This window comes from Micromonospora cathayae, assembly GCF_028993575.1.
GTDB lineage: Bacteria > Actinomycetota > Actinomycetes > Mycobacteriales > Micromonosporaceae > Micromonospora > Micromonospora cathayae.
Map to the genome: position 1 here is coordinate 4165361 of NZ_CP118615.1, position 17559 is coordinate 4182919.

At 72.7% G+C, this 17559-nt stretch carries 15 protein-coding genes and 1 pseudogene; 8 read left to right on the forward strand and 8 right to left on the reverse strand.

What is annotated here, in order from left to right; all coding sequences use genetic code 11:
- Positions 1 to 47: 47 nt before the first annotated feature.
- Both PVK37_RS19080 and PVK37_RS19085 read right to left on the reverse strand, forming a co-directional pair.
- Positions 48 to 917, reverse strand: a complete 870-nt coding sequence (locus tag PVK37_RS19080) for a PAC2 family protein (protein ID WP_275028839.1) — start codon at positions 915 to 917, stop codon at positions 48 to 50.
- 556 nt (positions 918 to 1473) lie between these two features.
- Positions 1474 to 1806, reverse strand: coding sequence for a DivIVA domain-containing protein (locus tag PVK37_RS19085; RefSeq protein ID WP_275028841.1), 333 nt, complete (start codon positions 1804 to 1806; stop codon positions 1474 to 1476).
- A gap of 363 nt (positions 1807 to 2169) precedes the next feature.
- Here PVK37_RS19085 and PVK37_RS19090 point away from each other — a divergent pair, with 363 nt between their 5' ends.
- The 4 genes from PVK37_RS19090 (at position 2170) to PVK37_RS19105 (ending at position 5422) form a co-directional block, all read left to right on the forward strand.
- Positions 2170 to 3114 carry a hypothetical protein gene (locus tag PVK37_RS19090; protein WP_275028842.1) on the forward strand — a complete coding sequence of 315 codons (945 nt, stop codon included), beginning with the start codon at positions 2170 to 2172 and terminating at the stop codon, positions 3112 to 3114.
- A gap of 91 nt (positions 3115 to 3205) precedes the next feature.
- Positions 3206 to 3733, forward strand: a complete 528-nt coding sequence (locus PVK37_RS19095; RefSeq protein WP_275028843.1) for a GNAT family N-acetyltransferase — start codon at positions 3206 to 3208, stop codon at positions 3731 to 3733.
- Between the two features lie 115 nt (positions 3734 to 3848).
- Positions 3849 to 4580 carry a neutral zinc metallopeptidase gene (locus PVK37_RS19100; protein WP_275028844.1) on the forward strand — a complete coding sequence of 244 codons (732 nt, stop codon included), beginning with the start codon at positions 3849 to 3851 and terminating at the stop codon, positions 4578 to 4580.
- A gap of 176 nt (positions 4581 to 4756) precedes the next feature.
- Positions 4757 to 5422 (forward strand): HAD family hydrolase, encoded by a 666-nt coding sequence (locus PVK37_RS19105; RefSeq protein ID WP_275035174.1) that lies wholly within the window; start codon positions 4757 to 4759, stop codon positions 5420 to 5422.
- 111 nt (positions 5423 to 5533) lie between these two features.
- On the opposite strand, the gene PVK37_RS19110 is transcribed toward PVK37_RS19105, so the two are convergent.
- The 5 genes from PVK37_RS19110 to PVK37_RS19130 form a co-directional block, all read right to left on the reverse strand.
- On the reverse strand, positions 5534 to 8080 hold the full coding sequence (locus PVK37_RS19110) for an ABC transporter permease (protein ID WP_275028845.1): 2547 nt from the start codon (positions 8078 to 8080) through the stop codon (positions 5534 to 5536).
- A complete protein-coding gene (locus tag PVK37_RS19115; RefSeq protein ID WP_275028846.1) occupies positions 8080 to 8850 on the reverse strand; it encodes an ABC transporter ATP-binding protein in 771 nt (256 codons plus the stop codon). The genes PVK37_RS19110 and PVK37_RS19115 overlap by 1 nt, the downstream gene beginning before the upstream one ends.
- A 305-nt stretch (positions 8851 to 9155) precedes the next feature.
- Entirely contained in the window at positions 9156 to 9836 is a 681-nt protein-coding gene (locus PVK37_RS19120) for a response regulator (RefSeq protein ID WP_275028847.1), read from the reverse strand.
- Positions 9833 to 11050, reverse strand: a complete 1218-nt coding sequence (locus tag PVK37_RS19125) for a sensor histidine kinase (RefSeq protein WP_275028848.1) — start codon at positions 11048 to 11050, stop codon at positions 9833 to 9835. Before PVK37_RS19125 ends, PVK37_RS19120 begins: the two co-directional genes overlap by 4 nt.
- A gap of 175 nt (positions 11051 to 11225) precedes the next feature.
- Complete coding sequence (locus tag PVK37_RS19130) at positions 11226 to 12146, reverse strand: RecB family exonuclease (protein ID WP_275028849.1); 921 nt, start codon at positions 12144 to 12146, stop codon at positions 11226 to 11228.
- 160 nt (positions 12147 to 12306) lie between these two features.
- Here PVK37_RS19130 and PVK37_RS19135 point away from each other — a divergent pair, with 160 nt between their 5' ends.
- The 3 genes and pseudogenes from PVK37_RS19135 to PVK37_RS19145 all read left to right on the forward strand — a co-directional run bounded on the left by PVK37_RS19135 (position 12307) and on the right by PVK37_RS19145 (position 15156).
- Positions 12307 to 13398: a site-2 protease family protein gene (locus PVK37_RS19135; RefSeq protein WP_423791090.1), complete on the forward strand. Its 1092-nt coding sequence runs from the start codon at positions 12307 to 12309 to the stop codon at positions 13396 to 13398.
- Positions 13395 to 14357, forward strand: a pseudogene (locus PVK37_RS19140) (tRNA (adenine-N1)-methyltransferase); the annotation flags it as partial. The gene PVK37_RS19135 and the pseudogene PVK37_RS19140, both read left to right, overlap by 4 nt.
- A gap of 226 nt (positions 14358 to 14583) precedes the next feature.
- On the forward strand, positions 14584 to 15156 hold the full coding sequence (locus tag PVK37_RS19145; protein ID WP_275028850.1) for a hypothetical protein: 573 nt from the start codon (positions 14584 to 14586) through the stop codon (positions 15154 to 15156).
- Between the two features lie 113 nt (positions 15157 to 15269).
- On the opposite strand, the gene PVK37_RS19150 is transcribed toward PVK37_RS19145, so the two are convergent.
- Positions 15270 to 15563 (reverse strand): ferredoxin, encoded by a 294-nt coding sequence (locus PVK37_RS19150; protein ID WP_275028851.1) that lies wholly within the window; start codon positions 15561 to 15563, stop codon positions 15270 to 15272.
- A gap of 170 nt (positions 15564 to 15733) precedes the next feature.
- On the opposite strand from PVK37_RS19150, the gene arc reads away from it, so the two are divergent.
- Complete coding sequence (arc, locus tag PVK37_RS19155) at positions 15734 to 17515, forward strand: proteasome ATPase (protein WP_275028853.1); 1782 nt, start codon at positions 15734 to 15736, stop codon at positions 17513 to 17515.
- The last annotated feature ends 44 nt before the right edge of the window (positions 17516 to 17559 follow it).

The following is a 17559-nucleotide window of genomic DNA, read 5'->3' on the forward strand; positions in this document are numbered from 1 at the left end:
GGACGCGTCATCCCTGACGCGTCCGGCCCGCAGAAGACGACGGACGGTTACCAGGAGCCGGCGGTGGGGCCGGCGGAACCGCCCCGGCGGCGCAGGTACTTCTCGAACTCCTGGGCGATCTCGTCCCCGGTCAACGGGGTGATCCCCGCGTCGCCGACCCGTTCCTCCAGCTCACGCACGTACTCGCCGAGTTCGGCGTCCTGCTCGGCGGCACTGCGGACCCGCTGCTCCCATTCGGCGGCCTCCTCGGCCAGGTCGGCCATCGGTACCGGCAGGTCGAGCACCTCCTCGACCCGGTGCAGCAGGGCCAGCGTGGCCTTCGGGCAGGGCGGGTTGTTGGCGTAGTGCGGCACGTGCACCCAGAACGAGACCGCGTCCACCTCGGCGCGGCCGCAGGCGTCGTGCAGCACCCCGACGATGCCGGTCGGCCCGTCGTACCGGGTGGGGGTGAGCTGGTACCGCTGCGCGGCTTCGGCGTCCGACGCGCTGCCGGTGATGGGCAACGGCCGGGTGTACGGCACGTCGGCCAGCAGCGCGCCGAGCAGCACCACCCGCTCGACCTCCAGGCTGTGGCAGATCTCCAGCACCTGCTCGCAGAAGGTGCGCCAGCGCATGCTCGGCTCGATGCCCCGGATCAGCACCACGTCCCGCTCGGTGCCCTCCGGACTGGCGACCATGAACCGGGTGGTGGGCCACTCGACCCGGCGGGTCGCGCCCTCGGCCATCGTGATGGTCGGCCGGCTGACCTGGAAGTCGTAGAAGTCCTCCGGGTCCAGCTCGGCGACCTGGCGCGCCTGCCAGACCTGCTCCAGGTGTTCGACCGCGGCGGTGGACGCGTCCGCGGCGTCGTTCCAGCCCTCGAAGGCGGCGATGGCCACCGGTGAGCGCAGCACCGGCAGCCCGTCGAACTCGGTCACGCCGTCACCTCACCCTGCTCGTTCCGGCCGACGCCGGCAGCACACCCGGTCGTGTCCCCGTCCCGAGTGCTGGCGTCCCTGTTCTCCTTCACGCCGTCAGCCTACGTGCCGGCGCGGGATGCGGCCCGTCGGCCGCGCCGGTCCGCGTGCGCACCGCCCCGGCGAAAGCCTCGAAACGGACGGATGAATCGGGTCGGAGTCGTGTCCGGCGGGATCCGGGCGGGCGAACGGGCCTGCGTCGGGCCGCAGGATCGGCCGTGGGGCCTGCCGTGCGTGCGGATCGCCGGGCTGTGGCCGGTGCTCGACGCGCGGTCCCGTCGCCAGCTGCGCTCTCCCGGGGAGGACGTAGGCCGCCACCCGGTGGGCGAACTCGGCCGGGTCCAGCCGGTGTGCGTGCAGGTGCTCTTCGAGGGCGGTTTCCGCCGCCCGGCGTTCGGGTGTGCCGACGCGTACCTCGGGCGGGTCTTCGGCGGAGTCCGGACGAGGGGCGTCGGCGGTGGTCACGGCAGCAGGTTAGCCGGGATGATCAGGCCGACGGAACGGGCGACCGGGCGGGCTACCGGTGCTCGCCGAAGAGCGGGTCGCTGGTGCGGGGCCAGGAGCCCGCCGATCCGGCCACGGTGGCCTCCAGCCGGGCGAGCCGGTCCTTGATCTGCCTGAGTTCCGCCGCGACCGCTCCCGGCACCGCTCCGGCTGTCGGGTCGGTGCCCGGAGCCGCTCCGTGCCCCAGTTGGGCACGCAGTGACGCGACCTCGGCGGTCAGCGCGGCGATGGTCTGTTCGACGGCGTCGAGGAACGCGTCCACCTCCTCCTCGTCGTAGCCGCGCTTGCCGAGCGAGGGCTTGCGGAACGCGACGTTGTGCACGTCGGCGGGGGTGAGGTGGGGCATGGCTGGGCCTCCAGGAGGGATGTCCGGACCCCGAGCCTAGGCGGGGCGGGCCAGCCCGGGTGCGGTGGTGGCCGATCGACCGCCTGCCGTCTGCCGCTGTCCGTCTGCCGCCCACCGCCGGCCGTGGACGGTGTCCGTGGTGGCGGGTCGGGCGGCTGGCCAGCGTGTGGGGTGCGGTCCGGACCAGCCGCCGTCGACTGTGGTGGGTGGGCAGCTCAGGCCGGCTGCCGCCCGGTCGATCACCGAGCGGAGTCCCTTTCGTCCCGCAGGGCAGCGTGGCCGGAACGGGATTGGCTATGGTGCGTTTTCTGCACGCGTTCCATCACGGCGCGTGACGAACCACGGGGGAAGGTAGTTCTGAGTATGTCCGTCACCCTGTCCACCGGGCGTCGTGTCGCCGCTGTCGTGCTCGGCACGGCGGTCGTTCTGGCCGGTGCCACGGCCCCCGCCGTCGCCCACCCGCCCGGGACCGGTTCCGGTACGTTGTCCGTCACCGCGCAGCGGTTGGTCCTGGAGCCGACCGCTCAGGGCTACGTCGGCATCCTCGATGTCACGGTCACGAACGGCACCCCGACGGCCGCCGGCTTCTACAGCCTGACCTTCCTGGAACCGGCGGGTGCTTCGGACGCCCGTATGGTCGTCGAGGACGCCTGCGTCCCGCAGGGCGTGGTCGGTCTGCGTCAGGTGGTGAACTGCGGCACCGGGGGCGTCGAGCTGGCCCCCGGCGCAAGCTCGACGCACAGTGTCCGGTTCCAGGTCTGGACGACCCCTCGGGACTATCCGATGGTGGTCGGCGACAGTTGGATCGGCGTGGTGCCGGACGGTGATCAGGAACCGGTGCACAGCGTTCCGTTCACCACCCTGTTCCGGTCCACCAAGGGCCAGCTCAGCAAGCCTCGGCCGTACGTGCAGGCGACGCAGACCGACGTGGCGCTGACCGCGGGCGCGGTCACCCTCGACCGGCTGCCCGACGGGAGCCTCCAGGGCCGGATGCCGGTGACCGTCCGGTACGGCAACGACGCTCCCTCCAGCGACCTCAAGGTCGACGCCCTCCTACCGGCCGGGGTCGTGGTGGACCACACCGAACCGGAGGACGTTCCGGGCTCCTGGCACGCGTTCATCGTGCCGGGCGGCCGGTTCATGCCGGGCGAGGTGCGCACCTTCGACGTCATCCTCACTGCGCCGGCCGGTACTCCGGCGGGTGTGCTGGGCACCGCCTCGTACACGGCGGGCTCGCGCTACCAGGTCAGCCTGACCGACGTGGATCCGGCGGACGACACGACCTCGTTCACCGTCACGGCGGGCTGAACCCGGGTCGGCACCGGACGGCCCGGACTCCGCCCCGGTTCCGGGCCGTCCGCCTTCCGGGCAGGGTGGTGCTCGGCTAGGGTCCGTCCACATGGGAGAGAACATCGCCGTGCGGGTGGCGACGCCGGACGACGTCGACCGGCTCGTGGAGGTGCACACGCAGGGGCGGCTGGCGTACTACACGGCGGGTGGGTTGAGCCCCGAGGAGGTCGACAGTCCGGTCTGGCGGCAGGAGCGGCACACCGGGTGGTCCCGGGGGATCGAGTCGGCCCAGCAGCAGGTGTGGTGCGCCACGCTGGGTGGCGAGGTGGTCGGTGCGGCCGCGATGGGTCTGCCGCACGCACCGGAGGTCGACGACGGGGCGACCGGGCAGCTCTTCCAGATCCACGTGCTGCCCGACCGCTGGGGGCACGGGGTCGGCGGGCTGCTGCACGGGGTGTTCCTCCGCTACCTGGCCGAGGTGTCCCGCCCGACCGGGTTCCTGGAGGTGTGGGAACGCAACGAGCGGGCGCGGTCGTTCTACGCCCGGCACGGTTGGCGACCGGACGGGACGTCCCGGCCCGGTCCGGCCGGCTCCCGCTACCTGAACCTGCGGCTGGCGGTGTCGGCCGGAACCTGATCGGTGGGGTTCTCCTCGTCCGGCCCGGTGCACCGCAGGCCGTGGTGAGCGGTGGCGCATCATCCGTGCCGGGGTGGGGTACTGCTGGCCCAGCGCTGACGCCGGGGAGGGCACCGTGACGCGTGGTTCGGCAGGTTGGCTCGGTGGGTTGCTGGCGGCCCTGGTGGCGGTGGGGGCGTGTGCGGTCGGGCCGGTCACCGAGGGTGGAGAAGGCGGCCCGCAGGAGCCCGGTCCGGGGGTGACCGAGGGGGACGGCGCCACCCGGGCGGACACCCCGACGAACGTCGAGGACTTCAAGCGGGACATCACCAGCGCGGTCCGGTCCGCCGAGACGTACTGGTCGGCGCAGTTCGAGGCGTCGGGGCAGCGGTTCCAGCCGGTCCGGCGGATCATCGCGTACACCCGGGAGGGGGAGGTGTCCTGCGGCGGGCAGGGGTTGCCGCGCAACAACGCCGTGTACTGCTCGGCGGGGGACTTCATCGCCTACGACGTGAACTGGGCGGTGGCGGCGTTCCGGCAGATCGGTGACGCGTTCCTGTACTACCTGCTCGGTCACGAGTACGCGCACGGCGTCCAGATCCGGCTGGGGGTCCGCTACGAGTACACCATCCAGCAGGAGTTGCAGGCGGACTGCATGGCCGGGGCGTACCTGGGCGGGTCGATCCAGGCGGGGGTGCTGGAGTTGGAGGACGGTGACCTGGAGGAGTTCCGGGAGGGGCTGCTCGCGGTCGGTGACGATCCGGGGCAGCCGTGGTTCGCCGAGGGCGCGCACGGTACCGCCGAGCAGCGCACCCAGGCGTTCTTCTCCGGGTACGAGAAGACGCTGTCCGCCTGTGACCTGGGCTGACCGGCTGTCACCAGGGGCTGAGGTGGTCTGCGGGGGCCGGTGACCCGGGCTGACCGGCGGTTGACGCAGGTCTCGTCGGTGGGGTCCGCCGTCGGTGGCGGCCGGTGCGGCTGCGAGGATCGCACCCGATCGCCGTACCCGGGGAGGAACCGCTGAGCAGCTCGCATCCCGCCGCCGTGCTCTTCGACATGGACGGCACGCTGGTCGACAGTGAGAAACTGTGGGACGTCGCCCTGTACGAGTTGGCCGCCGAGTACGGTGGCGCGCTCTCGGATGCGGCCCGGCGGGCCATGGTGGGCACGAGCATGGCGGTGTCCATGCTGATCCTGCACGAGGACCTGGCCCAGCCGTGGCGGGATCCGGCGGCCAGCGCCGCCTGGATCGACGCCCGGATCGTGGAGCTGTTCCGTACCGGTCTGCGGTGGCGGCCCGGCGCGTTGGCCCTGCTGGATGCGGTCCGGGTGGCCGGCGTGCCGACCGCTCTGGTGACCTCCAGTGGCCGGCGGCTGGTGGAGGTGGCCCTGGATACGTTGGGTCGGCACAACTTCGACGCGGTGGTGTGTGGCGACGAGGTGGAGTCGGCGAAGCCGCACCCGGAGCCGTACCTGACCGCGGCCCGGCTGCTCGGCGTGCCGATCGGGCGGTGTGTGGCGATCGAGGACTCGCCGGCCGGGGTGGCCAGCGCGGTGGCCGCCGGGGCGGCGGTGCTGGCCGTGCCGGCGGAGGTGCCCCTCGACGCGGTCGACGGCGTGCACCTGCGGGACAGCCTGACCGGGGTGGATCTGGCGGTGTTGGCGGCCCTGCTCACCCCGCCGCCACCCCCGCCCGGGTCCGATCGGTAGGCCTCCCGCCCAGGGCCGGTCCCCCGCCCGGGACCGGGCAGGGGAACCGACCGGGACACCGGTCCGTGGGTCCCCCCGGCCGTGCGACGGCGGAGGGACCCACGGACGGGATCAGTCGTGGGCGATGGCGCCGAGGACGTTGATCCGGGCGGCCCGGATCGCCGGTACGACGGCGGCGACCACCCCGATCAGCGCGGCCAGGCCCAGGAACAGGGCCATCTGCGACCAGGGCAGGACCAGGTCGGTGATGCCCTCGTCCTTGAGGGCCTCGACCACGGCCGCGCCGAGACCGGTGCCGACCACGATGCCGAGCAGCGCGCCGAACACCGAGATCACCACCGCCTCGACGGTGATCATCCGCATGGTCTGGGCGCGGCGCAGTCCGATGGCCCGCAGCAGGCCCAGCTCCCGGGTGCGTTCCAGCACCGACAGGGCGAGGGTGTTGATGATCCCGAGGACGGCGATCACGATGGCCAGCGTCAGCAGGATCTGGATCATGGTGAGGAGCTGGTCGAAGCCGCTGGTCTGCTGTTCGACGTAGGCGGCCCGGTCGACCACCGACACCTCCGGGCTGTCGGCGACCAGCGCGTCCAGTTGGGCCTGCACCCGGGCCTGGTCGGCACCGTCGGCGAGCTGCACCAGCGCCAGGTACGCCTGCGGCACCGTGAAGTCGGTGGCGCTCTCCCGGGGCAGCAGGTACGAGCCGGGCAGCTGGTCCTCCGGCACGATCGCCGACACCGTGTAGGTGTGTTCGGCGCCCCGGGAGTACCGGATGGTGAGGGTGTCCCCGATGGCCTTGCCGCGGTTCTTCGCGAGCGGTTCACTCAGCGCGATCTGGTCGGGTCGCAGCGTGTCGAGGCTGCCGGCGGTGGCCTGCGCGCCGTAGATGCGCTGCACGGCGGCCAGGTCGGAGGCGGCGTTGACGTAGCGTCGTTCCCCGTCGACCTCGGCGAAGTCGTTGAACAGGCCCAGCGCGGCGCTCACCCCGGGCAGCGCGGCGGCCTTGTCCACCACGGCCGGGTCGAAGGTGGGCTGCCGGGGTCCGGTCTGCGCGCCGGAGATCGCCAGTTCCGCGTCGAGGTTGTCCTCGACCTGTCCGGCGATGCTGGACTTGGCCGAGTCGAGGATCACCGTGACGCCGGTGACCAGGGCGATGCCGACCATCAGCGCGGCGGCGGTGATGGCGGTGCGGCGCGGGTTGCGACCCGAGTTGAGCCGGCCCAGCTTGCCCGGCACCGACCAGGCGAACAGCGCGCCCAGCAGGGACACCACCGGCCGGCTGATCAGCGGGGTCAGCAGCGCCACCCCGACGAAGGCGAACAGCACCCCGCCGAGGATGGTGGCGAGGGTCTGCCCGCCGGCGTTGCCGGTGAGCCCGAGCGCCAGCAGCGCCGCCCCGATGGTGGTGACCACCGCGCCGGCCACGGTGACCTTCGTCAACGGCCGGTCGGGGGTGGCGACGTCCTGCATGGCGGCGATCGGGGGGATCCGGGCGGCCCGCAGCGCCGGCAGCAGCGCCGCGACCAGCGTGATCAGCATGCCGACCGCGAAGGCGCTGATCACCGCCGCCGGGGGCACCGCGATGCCGGCCAGCGCCAGGTCACCGCCGAGCTGCCCGAACAGGTACGCCAGCAGCGCGCCCACGCCGACGCCGGCGGCCAGGCCGAGTAGTGAGGCGAGCAGCCCCACCGCGAGGGCCTCCAGCACCACCGAGCCGATGATCTGCCGGCCGCTGGCCCCGATGGCGCGCATCAGCGCCAGTTCCCGGGTCCGCTGCGCCACGATGATGGAGAACGTGTTGAGGATGAGGAAGGTGCCGACGAGCAGCGCCACCCCGGCGAAGCCGAGCAGGATGCGGTTGAAGAAGGACAGCCCCTCCTTCAGTCCGGCGGACGCGTCGTCGGAGAGCTGCCGGCCGGTCTTCACGTCGTACCGGTCGCCGAGGGCGGCGGTGATGTCGTCGCGCAGCGCTTCGGGGCGTACCCCGGCGGCGGCCTCGACGGCGACGCTGCTGACGGTGCCGGGCTTGCCGAGCATCAGCTCCTGCGCGACCGGGGTGGTGAACGCGATGTTCTGCGCGCCGCCGATGCTGTCCCGGTCGCCGCTGAAACCGAAGACCCCGACCACGGTGAACTCGCGTTTCGGCGCGAGGGTCAGCACCCCGACCCGGTCACCGACGGCGACCTTCCCGGCTTCGGCCAGGCCGGCGTTGATGGCGATCTCGTCGGCGGCCTGCGGTCCGCGTCCCTCACGGAGCTGGATCAGGTCGCTCTCGCCGAGCCAGTTCTGACCGAACTGCGGTGCGCCCAGGGTGCCGACGACCTTGCCGTTGCCGCCGATGAGCCGGGCGCCGTCGGCGCTGACCATGCCGGTCGCCTCGGCCACCCCGGGTACGGCGGCGACCTGGTCGACGACGGTGGCCGGGAACGGTACGGCGCTCAGCGGGGTCTCGTTGCCGCCGGCGATGTTCGGTTTGGCGGCGACGTTGACGTCGAGTTCCTCGAACGCGTCGGCGAAGATCGCGTCGAAGGAGCGGCCGAGGGTGTCGGTGAGCACGAAGGAGCCGGAGACGAACATCACCCCGAGCACCACCGCCAGCCCGGAGAGGATGAGCCGGACCTTGCGGGCCAGCAGGCTCTTCAGCGTGGCCCGGAACATCAGCCGGTCACCTCGGTGACCGGGGTGTCCAGCTTCTTCATGGTGTCCAGCACCGTGTCGGCGGTCGGCTCGATCAGCTCGGAGACGATCTGCCCGTCGGCGAGGAAGACCACCCGGTCGGCGTACGCGGCGGCCACCGGGTCGTGGGTGACCATGACGATGGTCTGCCCGTGCTCGCGGACCGAGTTCCGCAGGAACCGCAGCACCTCCGCGCCGGAGCGGGAGTCCAGGTTGCCGGTCGGCTCGTCGGCGAAGATCACGTCCGGGCGGGAGACCAGGGCCCGGGCGCAGGCCACCCGCTGCTGCTGGCCGCCGGAGAGCTGCGCCGGCCGGTGGTCCAGCCGGTCCCGCAGCCCGACCGTGTCGATGACCGTGTCGTACCAGGCCGGGTCGGGTTTGCGGCCGGCGATCGACAGCGGCAGCAGGATGTTCTCCTTCGCGGTCAGCGTCGGCAGCAGGTTGAACTGCTGGAAGATGAAGCCGACCTGGTCACGGCGCAGCTTCGTCAGGCCGGCGTCCTTCAGCCCGGTGACCGTGGTGTCGCCGATCGCCACCGTGCCCCGGGTGACCGAGTCCAGCCCGGCGAGGCAGTGCATCAACGTCGACTTGCCCGACCCGGACGGGCCCATGATCGCGGTGAACCGGCCGCGTTCGAACTCCACACTGACTCCGCGCAGCGCGAGGACCTGTGCCTCGCCGCTGCCGTACACCTTCCACACGTCGCTGGCACGGGCCGCGACCTGCGCCTGACGGTCCACCGCAGTGGTCACCGTTCCCCCTCGAGTAGGTTCCTGTCGCCGCACCGCCCCCGCTGGCCGGTACGGCCTGTTTCTCATCCTCGGTGCCGGGCCGGGGTGATCCGTCCGTCCGTAGGCGGACCGGGAACGGATTTCCCGCTGCGGGTCAGGCCCCGATCCGTACTCAGGGTCACCCCTGAGTACGGTCCGGACGGTGCCGGCCCGGCTGACGCTAGGCTAGGAGCTGACGCCGCGTCAGGGTCCAACGACCGTACCGGAGGGCCTGACCCGCCCGTGACGCTACGTGGTCCCGTCAACCGGATTGGTGGGGACGTCGGTCAGGCCCGGGGACGGACCAGCCCGGTCTCGTAGGCCAGCACCACCGCCTGGACCCGGTCCCGGAGGCCGAGCTTGGTCAACACGTGTCCCACGTGGGTCTTGATGGTGGTCTCGCTGACCGACAACGCCCGGGCGATCTCCGCGTTGGACAGGCCCCGGGCGACCTGGACCAGCACCTCCCGTTCCCGTTCGGTCAGCGACGCCAACGTCTTCGGTGGCGTGTGCGACGGATCGGGCAGCAGGTCGGCGAACCGGTCCAGCAGCCGCCGCAGGATCCGTGGCGCCACCACCGCCTCACCGGCGGCGACCGTGCGGATCGCGGTGACCAGGTCCTCGGCCGGTACGTCCTTGGCGAGGAAGCCGCTGGCCCCGGCCCGCAGCGCCCCCACCACGTACTCGTCCAGGTCGAAGGTGGTGAGGATCAGCACCCGCACCGGCAGCCGCGCGTCGACGATCGCCCGGGTGGCGGCCACCCCGTCCATCCGGGGCATCCGGATGTCCATCAGCACCACGTCGGGCAGCAGCCGCCGGGCCAGGTCCACCGCCTCCGCGCCGTCCCCGGCCTCGGCGACGATGTCCAGGTCGTCCTCCGCGCCGAGCACCATCCGGAAGCCGGTACGCAGCAGCGGCTGGTCGTCGGCGAGCAGCACCCGCACCGGCCGGCTCGTGCCCTCGGTCATTCGGTTCTCCTGCCGTGCCGTGCGCTCGGACCGCCGTCGGCGGCGAGCTGGTCCATCGGTAACGTGGCGCGCACCTGGAAGCCGCCGCCGGGGCGGCGACCGGTGTGCAGGACCCCACCGTAGAGGCCGACCCGTTCGCGCATCCCGACCAGGCCGTGCCCGATCCGGTCGGGTTCCCGACCCGGCCCCCGGCCGGTGTCGGTGACCTCCACCACCAGCCACACCTCGCCGAACAGCAGCCGTACCTGGGCGGTCGCCGGTCCGGCGTGCTTGAGGGCGTTGGTCAGCGCCTCCTGCACGATCCGGTAGACGGTCAACGTCACCCCCTCCTCCAACGGGCCGGGGGTGCCCTCGACGGTGAGCGTCACCGGCAGCCCCGCCTCCCGTACCTGCTCGGTCAGGGCGGCGAGGCCGGCCAGTCCGGGCTGCGGGGTCAGCTCGGCGACCGGCTCGTCGGTGCGCAGCACGTCCAGCAGCCGGCGCATCTCGCGCAGCGTGGCCCGGCTGGTGTCCTCGATGGTGGCGATCGCCTCGTCGGCGGCGTCCGGGTCCCGGCGCAGCACCCGACGGGCGCCGGTGGCGAGCACCCCCATCACGCTGACGTGGTGGGCCACCACGTCGTGCAGTTCCCGGGCGATGCGCCGCCGCTCGTCGGCGACCGCCTGCTCGGCCAGGGACCGCTGGTTGGCCTCGGCGACCCGGGCCCGTTCCCGCAGCGCCTCCGTGGAGGCCCGCCGGGCGTGCACCGCCCGTCCCACCGCGAACACCCCCACCGCGACCAGGACGTTGTTCAGCACCGCGGCGGTCGGGGACACCTCCAGCACGCTCTCCAGCGGGGCCACCACGTTGAGCACCATCACCGGCACCCACAGCACCACCGTCGCGACGATCGCCGGCCGCAGCGAACGGTTCGCCGCCATGGTGTACGTGAGCACCACGAACGTGAGGCTCTGCGTGGTCGGGGCGTACCCGAGCACGGCCGGCAGGATCAGCGTCGCCACCGCCGCGCCGACCGCCACCCAGGGCACGACCCGGCGTACCGCCACCGGGGCGGCGCACAGCACGCTCCAGCCGATCGCCACCGGCAGCTGCCGGGGCCAGAACTCGCGGGGGGTCACCAGGGTGAACGCCACGTCGAGCAGCACCAGCCCGGCCGCCGCGAGGATGTCCACGGCGAGCGGGTGGCGGCGCAGCCAGGGCGGTGCCTCGATCACATCACGACGCTAGCTGCCACCGGGGCGCAGTGATCGTCGCCCACGACGAACCCGGGCTCATCCTCGCGGAGGAGAACCACTCGTCCGTACGGGCCCGGCCGGCCGGCACCCGTCGGCGCCGGGGCCACCCGGTTGGCCTCCGTCGTGGCGGCCTGTGGGGGTCACCGGTCCGCCGTCACTCGTCGGCGCCGGGGGCGGCCGGCCGGGACCGCGCGTCCTGGAGCGGGTCACCGGCCCCCGCCTCCGGGAACGGCGGCGGGGTGCCGCCGAACGTCGGGCAGAGCGCCTGGTGGCTGCACCAGTCACAGAGCCGGCTCGGCCGGGGCCGGAAGTCCCGCTGCTCGGTGGCCTGCTCGATCGCCCGCCACAACGCCACCACGGTCCGCTCGAACCGGGCCAGCTCCTCGGCGTCCGGGGTGTAGTCGCAGACCTCGGCGTCGCGCAGGTAGAGCAGCCGCAGCACCCGCGGCACCACGCCCCGGGTCCGCCACAGCACCAGGGCGTAGAACTTGAGCTGGAACAGGGCGCGCGCCTCGAACGTCTCGCGGGGCGCGCCGCCGGTCTTGTAGTCGACCACCCGCAGCGCCCCGTCCGGAGCCACGTCGAGCCGGTCCAGGTAGCCCCGGATCAGCAGCTCGTCGTCGACCACCGCGGAGATCAGCGCCTCCCGCTCGGCCGGCTCCAGCCGGCGCGGGTCCTCGACGGTGAAGTAGCCCTCCAGCAGCGCGGCGGCGGAGCGGAGGAACTCCGTCCGGGCGGCCGGATCGTCGTCGTCGCCGAACAGCGCGGCCAGCTCCGGCTGCTCGGTGACCAGCCGGTCCCACTGCGGGGCGACAAGGTCACCGGCCGCCGTCGGCGTGCGGCCCGCGGCGGGCAGGTCGAACAGCCGCTCCAGCACGGCGTGCACCAGGGTGCCCCGGGCCTGCTCCATGCTGGGCCGCTCCGGCAGCCGGTCGATGCTGCGGAACCGGTAGAGCAGCGGGCAGGTCTTGAAGTCGGCGGCCCGCGACGGGGACAGCGACGCCCGTACCGTCGGCGGCACCGCCACCGCGGCCGTCTCCTGCTGGGTGGTGGTGGTCACCGGTTGCGCCGTCATGCCCCGAAGGTTAGGCCACCGGTGTGACACCGACAGCGCGCCGCACCGCGGGACCAGCCTGACCGGGCACCGGCCCGAGGTCCGTAGCATCGGGTCGATGGAGCAGCAGCCGCGTCCGCGTCCCCGGCCCGCCCGGCGCACCGCACTGACCGTGGGACGGGTGTTCGGGGTGCCGCTGCACCTGAACACCTCGATGGTGCTGCTCGCCGTGCTGATCACCATCCTGTACGCGGTGTTCGCCCGCCGCCAGCTGGGCCTGCCCCCGCTGGCCGGGTACGTGATCGGCCTCGGTTTCGTGGTGTCCCTGCTCGGCTCGGTGCTGCTGCACGAACTCGGCCACGCGCTGACCGCCCGCCGGTACGGCATCGGGGTGCGGGGGATCACCCTGGAACTGCTCGGCGGGTACACCGAGATGGAACGCGACGCCCCCACCCCCCGCGCCGACCTGGTGATCTCCCTCGCCGGCCCGGCGGTGTCGGCGGTGCTCGGGGCCGCCGCGGTGGCCGCCACCCTCGCCCTGCCCGACCGCACCCTGCTCCACCAGTTGGCCTTCCAACTGGCGGTGAGCAACGTCATCGTGGCGGTCTTCAACCTGCTGCCCGGTCTGCCGCTCGACGGTGGGCGGGCGCTGCGTGCCGCGGTCTGGACCCTCACCCGGGACCGGCACCTGGCCACCGAGATCGCCGGCTGGGTGGGCCGGCTGGTCGCGCTCGGCACCGCGGTCGCGGCGATCCTGCTCACCCTGTACGACGTGCTGGTGCCGCTGGCGTTGCCGCTGATGCTGCTGGTCGCGGTGACCCTGTGGCGGGGGGCCGGGCAGTCCGTCCGGGCCGCCCGGATGAGCCGCCGGTTCCCGCTGGTCGACCTGTCCCGGCTGGCCCGCCCGCTGTTCGGGGTGCCCAGCGGCACCCCGCTGGCCGAGGCGCACCGCCGTCGGGACGCCCACCACCCGCCCGGGGCCGCGCTGGTCGTCGTGGACGCCGCCGGCCGACCGGTCGCCCTGGTCGACCCGGCCCGGGTCGCCGCCGTGCCGCCGGCCCGCCGGCCCTGGCTGGCGGTGGACGAGGTGGCCCGGTCCCTGGCCGGGCTGCCCGCCCTGCCGGTCGGTCTGGACGGGGAACGCGTGGTGGAGGCGGTGCAGACCCACCCGGGCGCACAGTACGTCGTGACGTCAGGCGAAGATGTGGTCGGCGTTCTGCACATCGCGGATCTGGCGCAGCTCCTGGAACCCAAACGGAAGATGAACACGTGACCGCACACCCCACCGCCCTCCCGGCCGAGAACGGCACCCCGCTGCCCGTCGACCCGCCGGCGCTGCCGCCCGTGCACCGTGGGCCGTTCCGCCCCGGCGACCGGGTCCAGCTCACCGATCCCAAGGGGCGGATGCACACGGTCACCCTGGAACCGGGCAAGGCGTTCCACACCCACCGGGGCATCCTCCAGCACGACGCGCTGATCGGCCTGCCCGACGGCAGCGTGGTGACCACCTCCGGCGGCGGCACGGCCTTCCTCGCGCTGCGCCCGCTGCTGTCGGACTACGTGCTGTCGATGCCGCGCGGCGCGCAGGTCATCTATCCGAAGGACTCCGCCCAGATCGTCGCGATGGGCGACATCTTCCCCGGCGCGAAGGTCCTCGAGGCCGGCGCCGGCTCCGGGGCGTTGAGCTGCTCGCTGCTGCGGGCCGTCGGCACCGGCGGCGAACTGCACTCCTACGAGGTCCGCGACGACTTCGCCCAGATCGCCCGGCGCAACGTGGAGGCGTTCTTCACCGGCCCGCACCCCGCCTGGCGGCTGCACGTCGGGGACGTCGCCGACTGCCCGGAGACCGGCTTCGACCGGATCATCCTGGACATGCTGGCCCCCTGGGAGATGCTCGACATGGTCGAGCGGGCGCTGGTGCCCGGCGGGGTCCTCATCGGGTACGTGGCGACCACCCCGCAGCTGTCCGAGCTGGTGGAGGCGCTGCGGGAACGCGGTGGCTGGACCGAGCCGCGCGCCTGGGAGTCGCTGGTGCGGGACTGGCACGCCGAGGGCCTGGCGGTCCGGCCCGACCACCGGATGATCGCGCACACCGCGTTCCTGGTGTCGGCCCGCAAGCTGGCCCCCGGGGTCACCGCGCCGCCGCGGCGACGCAAACCCAGCAAGGGCACCGAGGCGTACGCGCAGCGCCGTCAACTGCTGCGGGACGCCGAGGCGGCCCGGCTGGCGTCGGCCGGGACCGTGGGCCCGGACGCGGTCGACGCGGCCGGGCCGGAGGTGGTCGACGCCGTCGGACCGGACCGGTCGGGTGCCGGTGAGCCGGGCACGGTCGACGCGGCCGGGCCGGGCACGGTCGACGCCGTGGGGGCGGGCGCGACGGGGGCCGGTGGCCCTGCGGAGACGGACGCCCCGTGACGGTCGCGCCGGAAGCGGACGCCGAGCGGAGGGAGGCGGTGTCATGAGCCGACCGGGTATCGGCGGCGGTGACCTGCCCGCGGTCTTCCCGGACTGGTCGCCGTACCAGGATCTCGAGTCGGCGGCCCGTGCCTACCTGCGGGACCCGGACGTGGCGCTGGAGGCGCTCGGCGGGGTGCTGCGCGGCGCGTCCGTGCTCGGGTTCACCCTGGAACGCTTCGTCAACGAGGTCAACGGGGTGTGGCAGGAGGTGGTGGTCTGCGACGGCAGCCGGCTGATCCTCTGGCACGGTGAGGACGTGCCACCGGGGGAGGGGCCGCCCGGCTCGATGACCTCGTCACTGCGGGTGGTGCCGGTCTCCACGGTCACCGAGGTCGGTTGCCGTCGTCGCCTCACCCGGGCCGACGACGGCGGGATCCGGGTCGACAGCATCGACGTGTACCTGTTGCTGACGTCGCTGGACGAGGCGCCGCCCGGCGACGAGACGGTCGGCGCGCCCCGGCACGACGCGTTGCGGTTCGGCAAGACCCTCGACGACGGCGGCGCGGGACAGATCGCCCGGTTGGAGGAGTTCGCCCGGCTGGTCGCCTCGGTGGTCGGGCGGCCGGTGCTCTGAACGCCCGGCCGTCCCGTCCCCGGGCCGGGGTCGTTTCGTTGACGACGTGGCGCGGCTCGACGGGCCCGCCCGGGTCGGGGCCGGGTAGCCCCGGTCTGGCCGTGCGAGGTCGGTCAGTCGTCCTCGGCGTCCGGTCCGGCGACCTCGACGCCGTCGCCGCGCACCACGTGGATGCACTCGCCCGGGCACTCCTTCGCCGAGTCGATCACCTCGAGGCGCAGGTGGGCGGGGACGTCCACCCGCTCGCCCGGGTTCAGCCGCAGCTCGCCGTCGTCGCCCTTGACGTATGCCAGGCCGTCGACGTCGAATTCGAAGACCTCGGGCGCGTACTGCACGCAGAGCCCGTCGCCCGTGCACAGATCCTGATCCACCCAGACCTGCAGCTGGTCCGTCGCGACCTCCGCCACCGGTGCACCCCCCATGCTCTGCCGTCCCACCACCCGACGGTACCCGAACCGCCCCCGACGCCCCGTTGGAGACCCCGGCGATCAAGGTTCAGGGCGTTGCGTGGGACCGAATCGGGCTCATAGCGGCTAGTGTTAGGGCAGAACGTTCAAGCCCCCCGGGGAGGTGGGACGTGGCACGCAGCGACGACGCGGATTCGCGCGCCGCACGGTGGGAGAAGGAGGCCCACGATCTCTCCACGCAGGTCGCGTTTCTCCAAGAGGAACTCGCTCTGGTGCGGCGCAAGTTGACCGAGAGCCCCCGACACGTCCGGCAGCTCGAAGAGCGCCTGGCGGCCACCCAGGCACAGTTGGCGCGGCTGACCGAGAACAACGAACGGCTGGTGAGCACCCTCAAGGAGGCTCGTGCCCAGATCGTGACGCTCAAGGAGGAGATCGACCGCCTGGCGCAGCCGCCCAGCGGTTACGGTGTCTTCCTGGCCCGGCACGACGACGGCACGGTCGACATCTTCACCGGGGGTCGCAAGCTCAGGGTGGCCGTCTCCCCCTCGCTGGACGCCACCGAGCTCCAGCGCGGCCAGGAGGTCCTGCTCAACGACGCGTTGAACATCGTCGACGCGTTCGGGTACGAGCGGGTCGGTGAGGTCGTGATGCTCAAGGAGGTGCTGGCGGGTCCCGCCGGCGAGCCGGGTGACCGGGCGCTGGTGGTCTCGCACTCCGACGAGGAGCGGATCGTGCACCTCGCGGAGACCCTGATCGGTTCGGCGATCCGGGCCGGTGACTCACTCATGATCGAGCCCCGCTCGGCGTACGCGTACGAGCGGATCCCGAAGAGTGAGGTCGAGGAACTGGTCCTGGAGGAGGTGCCCGACGTCGACTACAGCGACATCGGTGGCCTCCAGTCGCAGATCGAGCAGATCCGCGACGCGGTGGAGCTGCCCTTCCTGCACGCCGACCTGTTCCGCGAGCACCAGCTCCGGCCGCCGAAGGGCATCCTGCTGTACGGGCCGCCCGGCTGCGGTAAGACGCTGATCGCCAAGGCGGTGGCGAACTCGCTGGCGAAGAAGATCGCCGAGCGGCAGGGCAAGGAGCGGCACACCAGCTTCTTCCTGAACATCAAGGGCCCCGAGCTGCTCAACAAGTACGTCGGCGAGACCGAGCGGCACATCCGGTTGATCTTCCAGCGGGCGCGGGAGAAGGCCGGCGAGGGCACCCCGGTGATCGTGTTCTTCGACGAGATGGACTCGATCTTCCGGACCCGTGGCTCCGGCGTCTCCTCGGACGTGGAGAACACCATCGTTCCGCAGCTGCTCAGCGAGATCGACGGTGTGGAGGGGCTGGAGAACGTCATCGTGATCGGCGCCTCCAACCGGGAGGACATGATCGACCCGGCCATCCTGCGTCCCGGCCGGCTCGACGTGAAGATCAAGATCGAGCGTCCGGACGCCGAGGCGGCCAAGGACATCTTCTCCAAGTACATCCTCTCCGGGCTGCCCCTGCACCCGGACGACCTGGCCGAGCACGGCGGCGACCCCCAGGCCACCGTCGCGGCCATGATCGACGCGGTCGTGCTGCGGATGTACTCGGAGACCGAGGAGAACCGCTTCCTCGAGGTCACCTACGCCAACGGCGACAAGGAAGTCCTCTACTTCAAGGACTTCAACTCCGGCGCGATGATCCAGAACATCGTCGACCGGGGCAAGAAGATGGCCATCAAGGAGTTCCTCACCTCCGGTCGCAAGGGGCTGCGGCTCCAGCACCTCCTCGACGCCTGCGTCGACGAGTTCCGCGAGAACGAGGACCTGCCCAACACCACCAACCCGGACGACTGGGCCCGGATCTCCGGCAAGAAGGGCGAGCGGATCGTCTACATCCGTACGCTCGTCTCCGGCGGCAAGGGCACCGAGGCCGGCCGGTCCATCGAGACCGCCAGCAACACCGGCCAGTACCTGTAAGGTCCATCGATCACCGGGAGCCCGCGGCGCGACACGCCGCGGGC

Coding starts and splice junctions, on each gene's coding strand:
- PVK37_RS19090 (WP_275028842.1), top strand. CDS start 2,170: ATGTCCGTCACCCTGTCCACCGGGCGTCGTGTCGCCGCTGTCGTGCTC.
- PVK37_RS19085 (WP_275028841.1), bottom strand. CDS start 1,806: ATGCCCCACCTCACCCCCGCCGACGTGCACAACGTCGCGTTCCGCAAG.
- PVK37_RS19095 (WP_275028843.1), top strand. CDS start 3,206: ATGGGAGAGAACATCGCCGTGCGGGTGGCGACGCCGGACGACGTCGAC.
- PVK37_RS19120 (WP_275028847.1), bottom strand. CDS start 9,836: ATGACCGAGGGCACGAGCCGGCCGGTGCGGGTGCTGCTCGCCGACGAC.
- PVK37_RS19110 (WP_275028845.1), bottom strand. CDS start 8,080: ATGTTCCGGGCCACGCTGAAGAGCCTGCTGGCCCGCAAGGTCCGGCTC.
- PVK37_RS19130 (WP_275028849.1), bottom strand. CDS start 12,146: ATGACGGCGCAACCGGTGACCACCACCACCCAGCAGGAGACGGCCGCG.
- PVK37_RS19145 (WP_275028850.1), top strand. CDS start 14,584: ATGAGCCGACCGGGTATCGGCGGCGGTGACCTGCCCGCGGTCTTCCCG.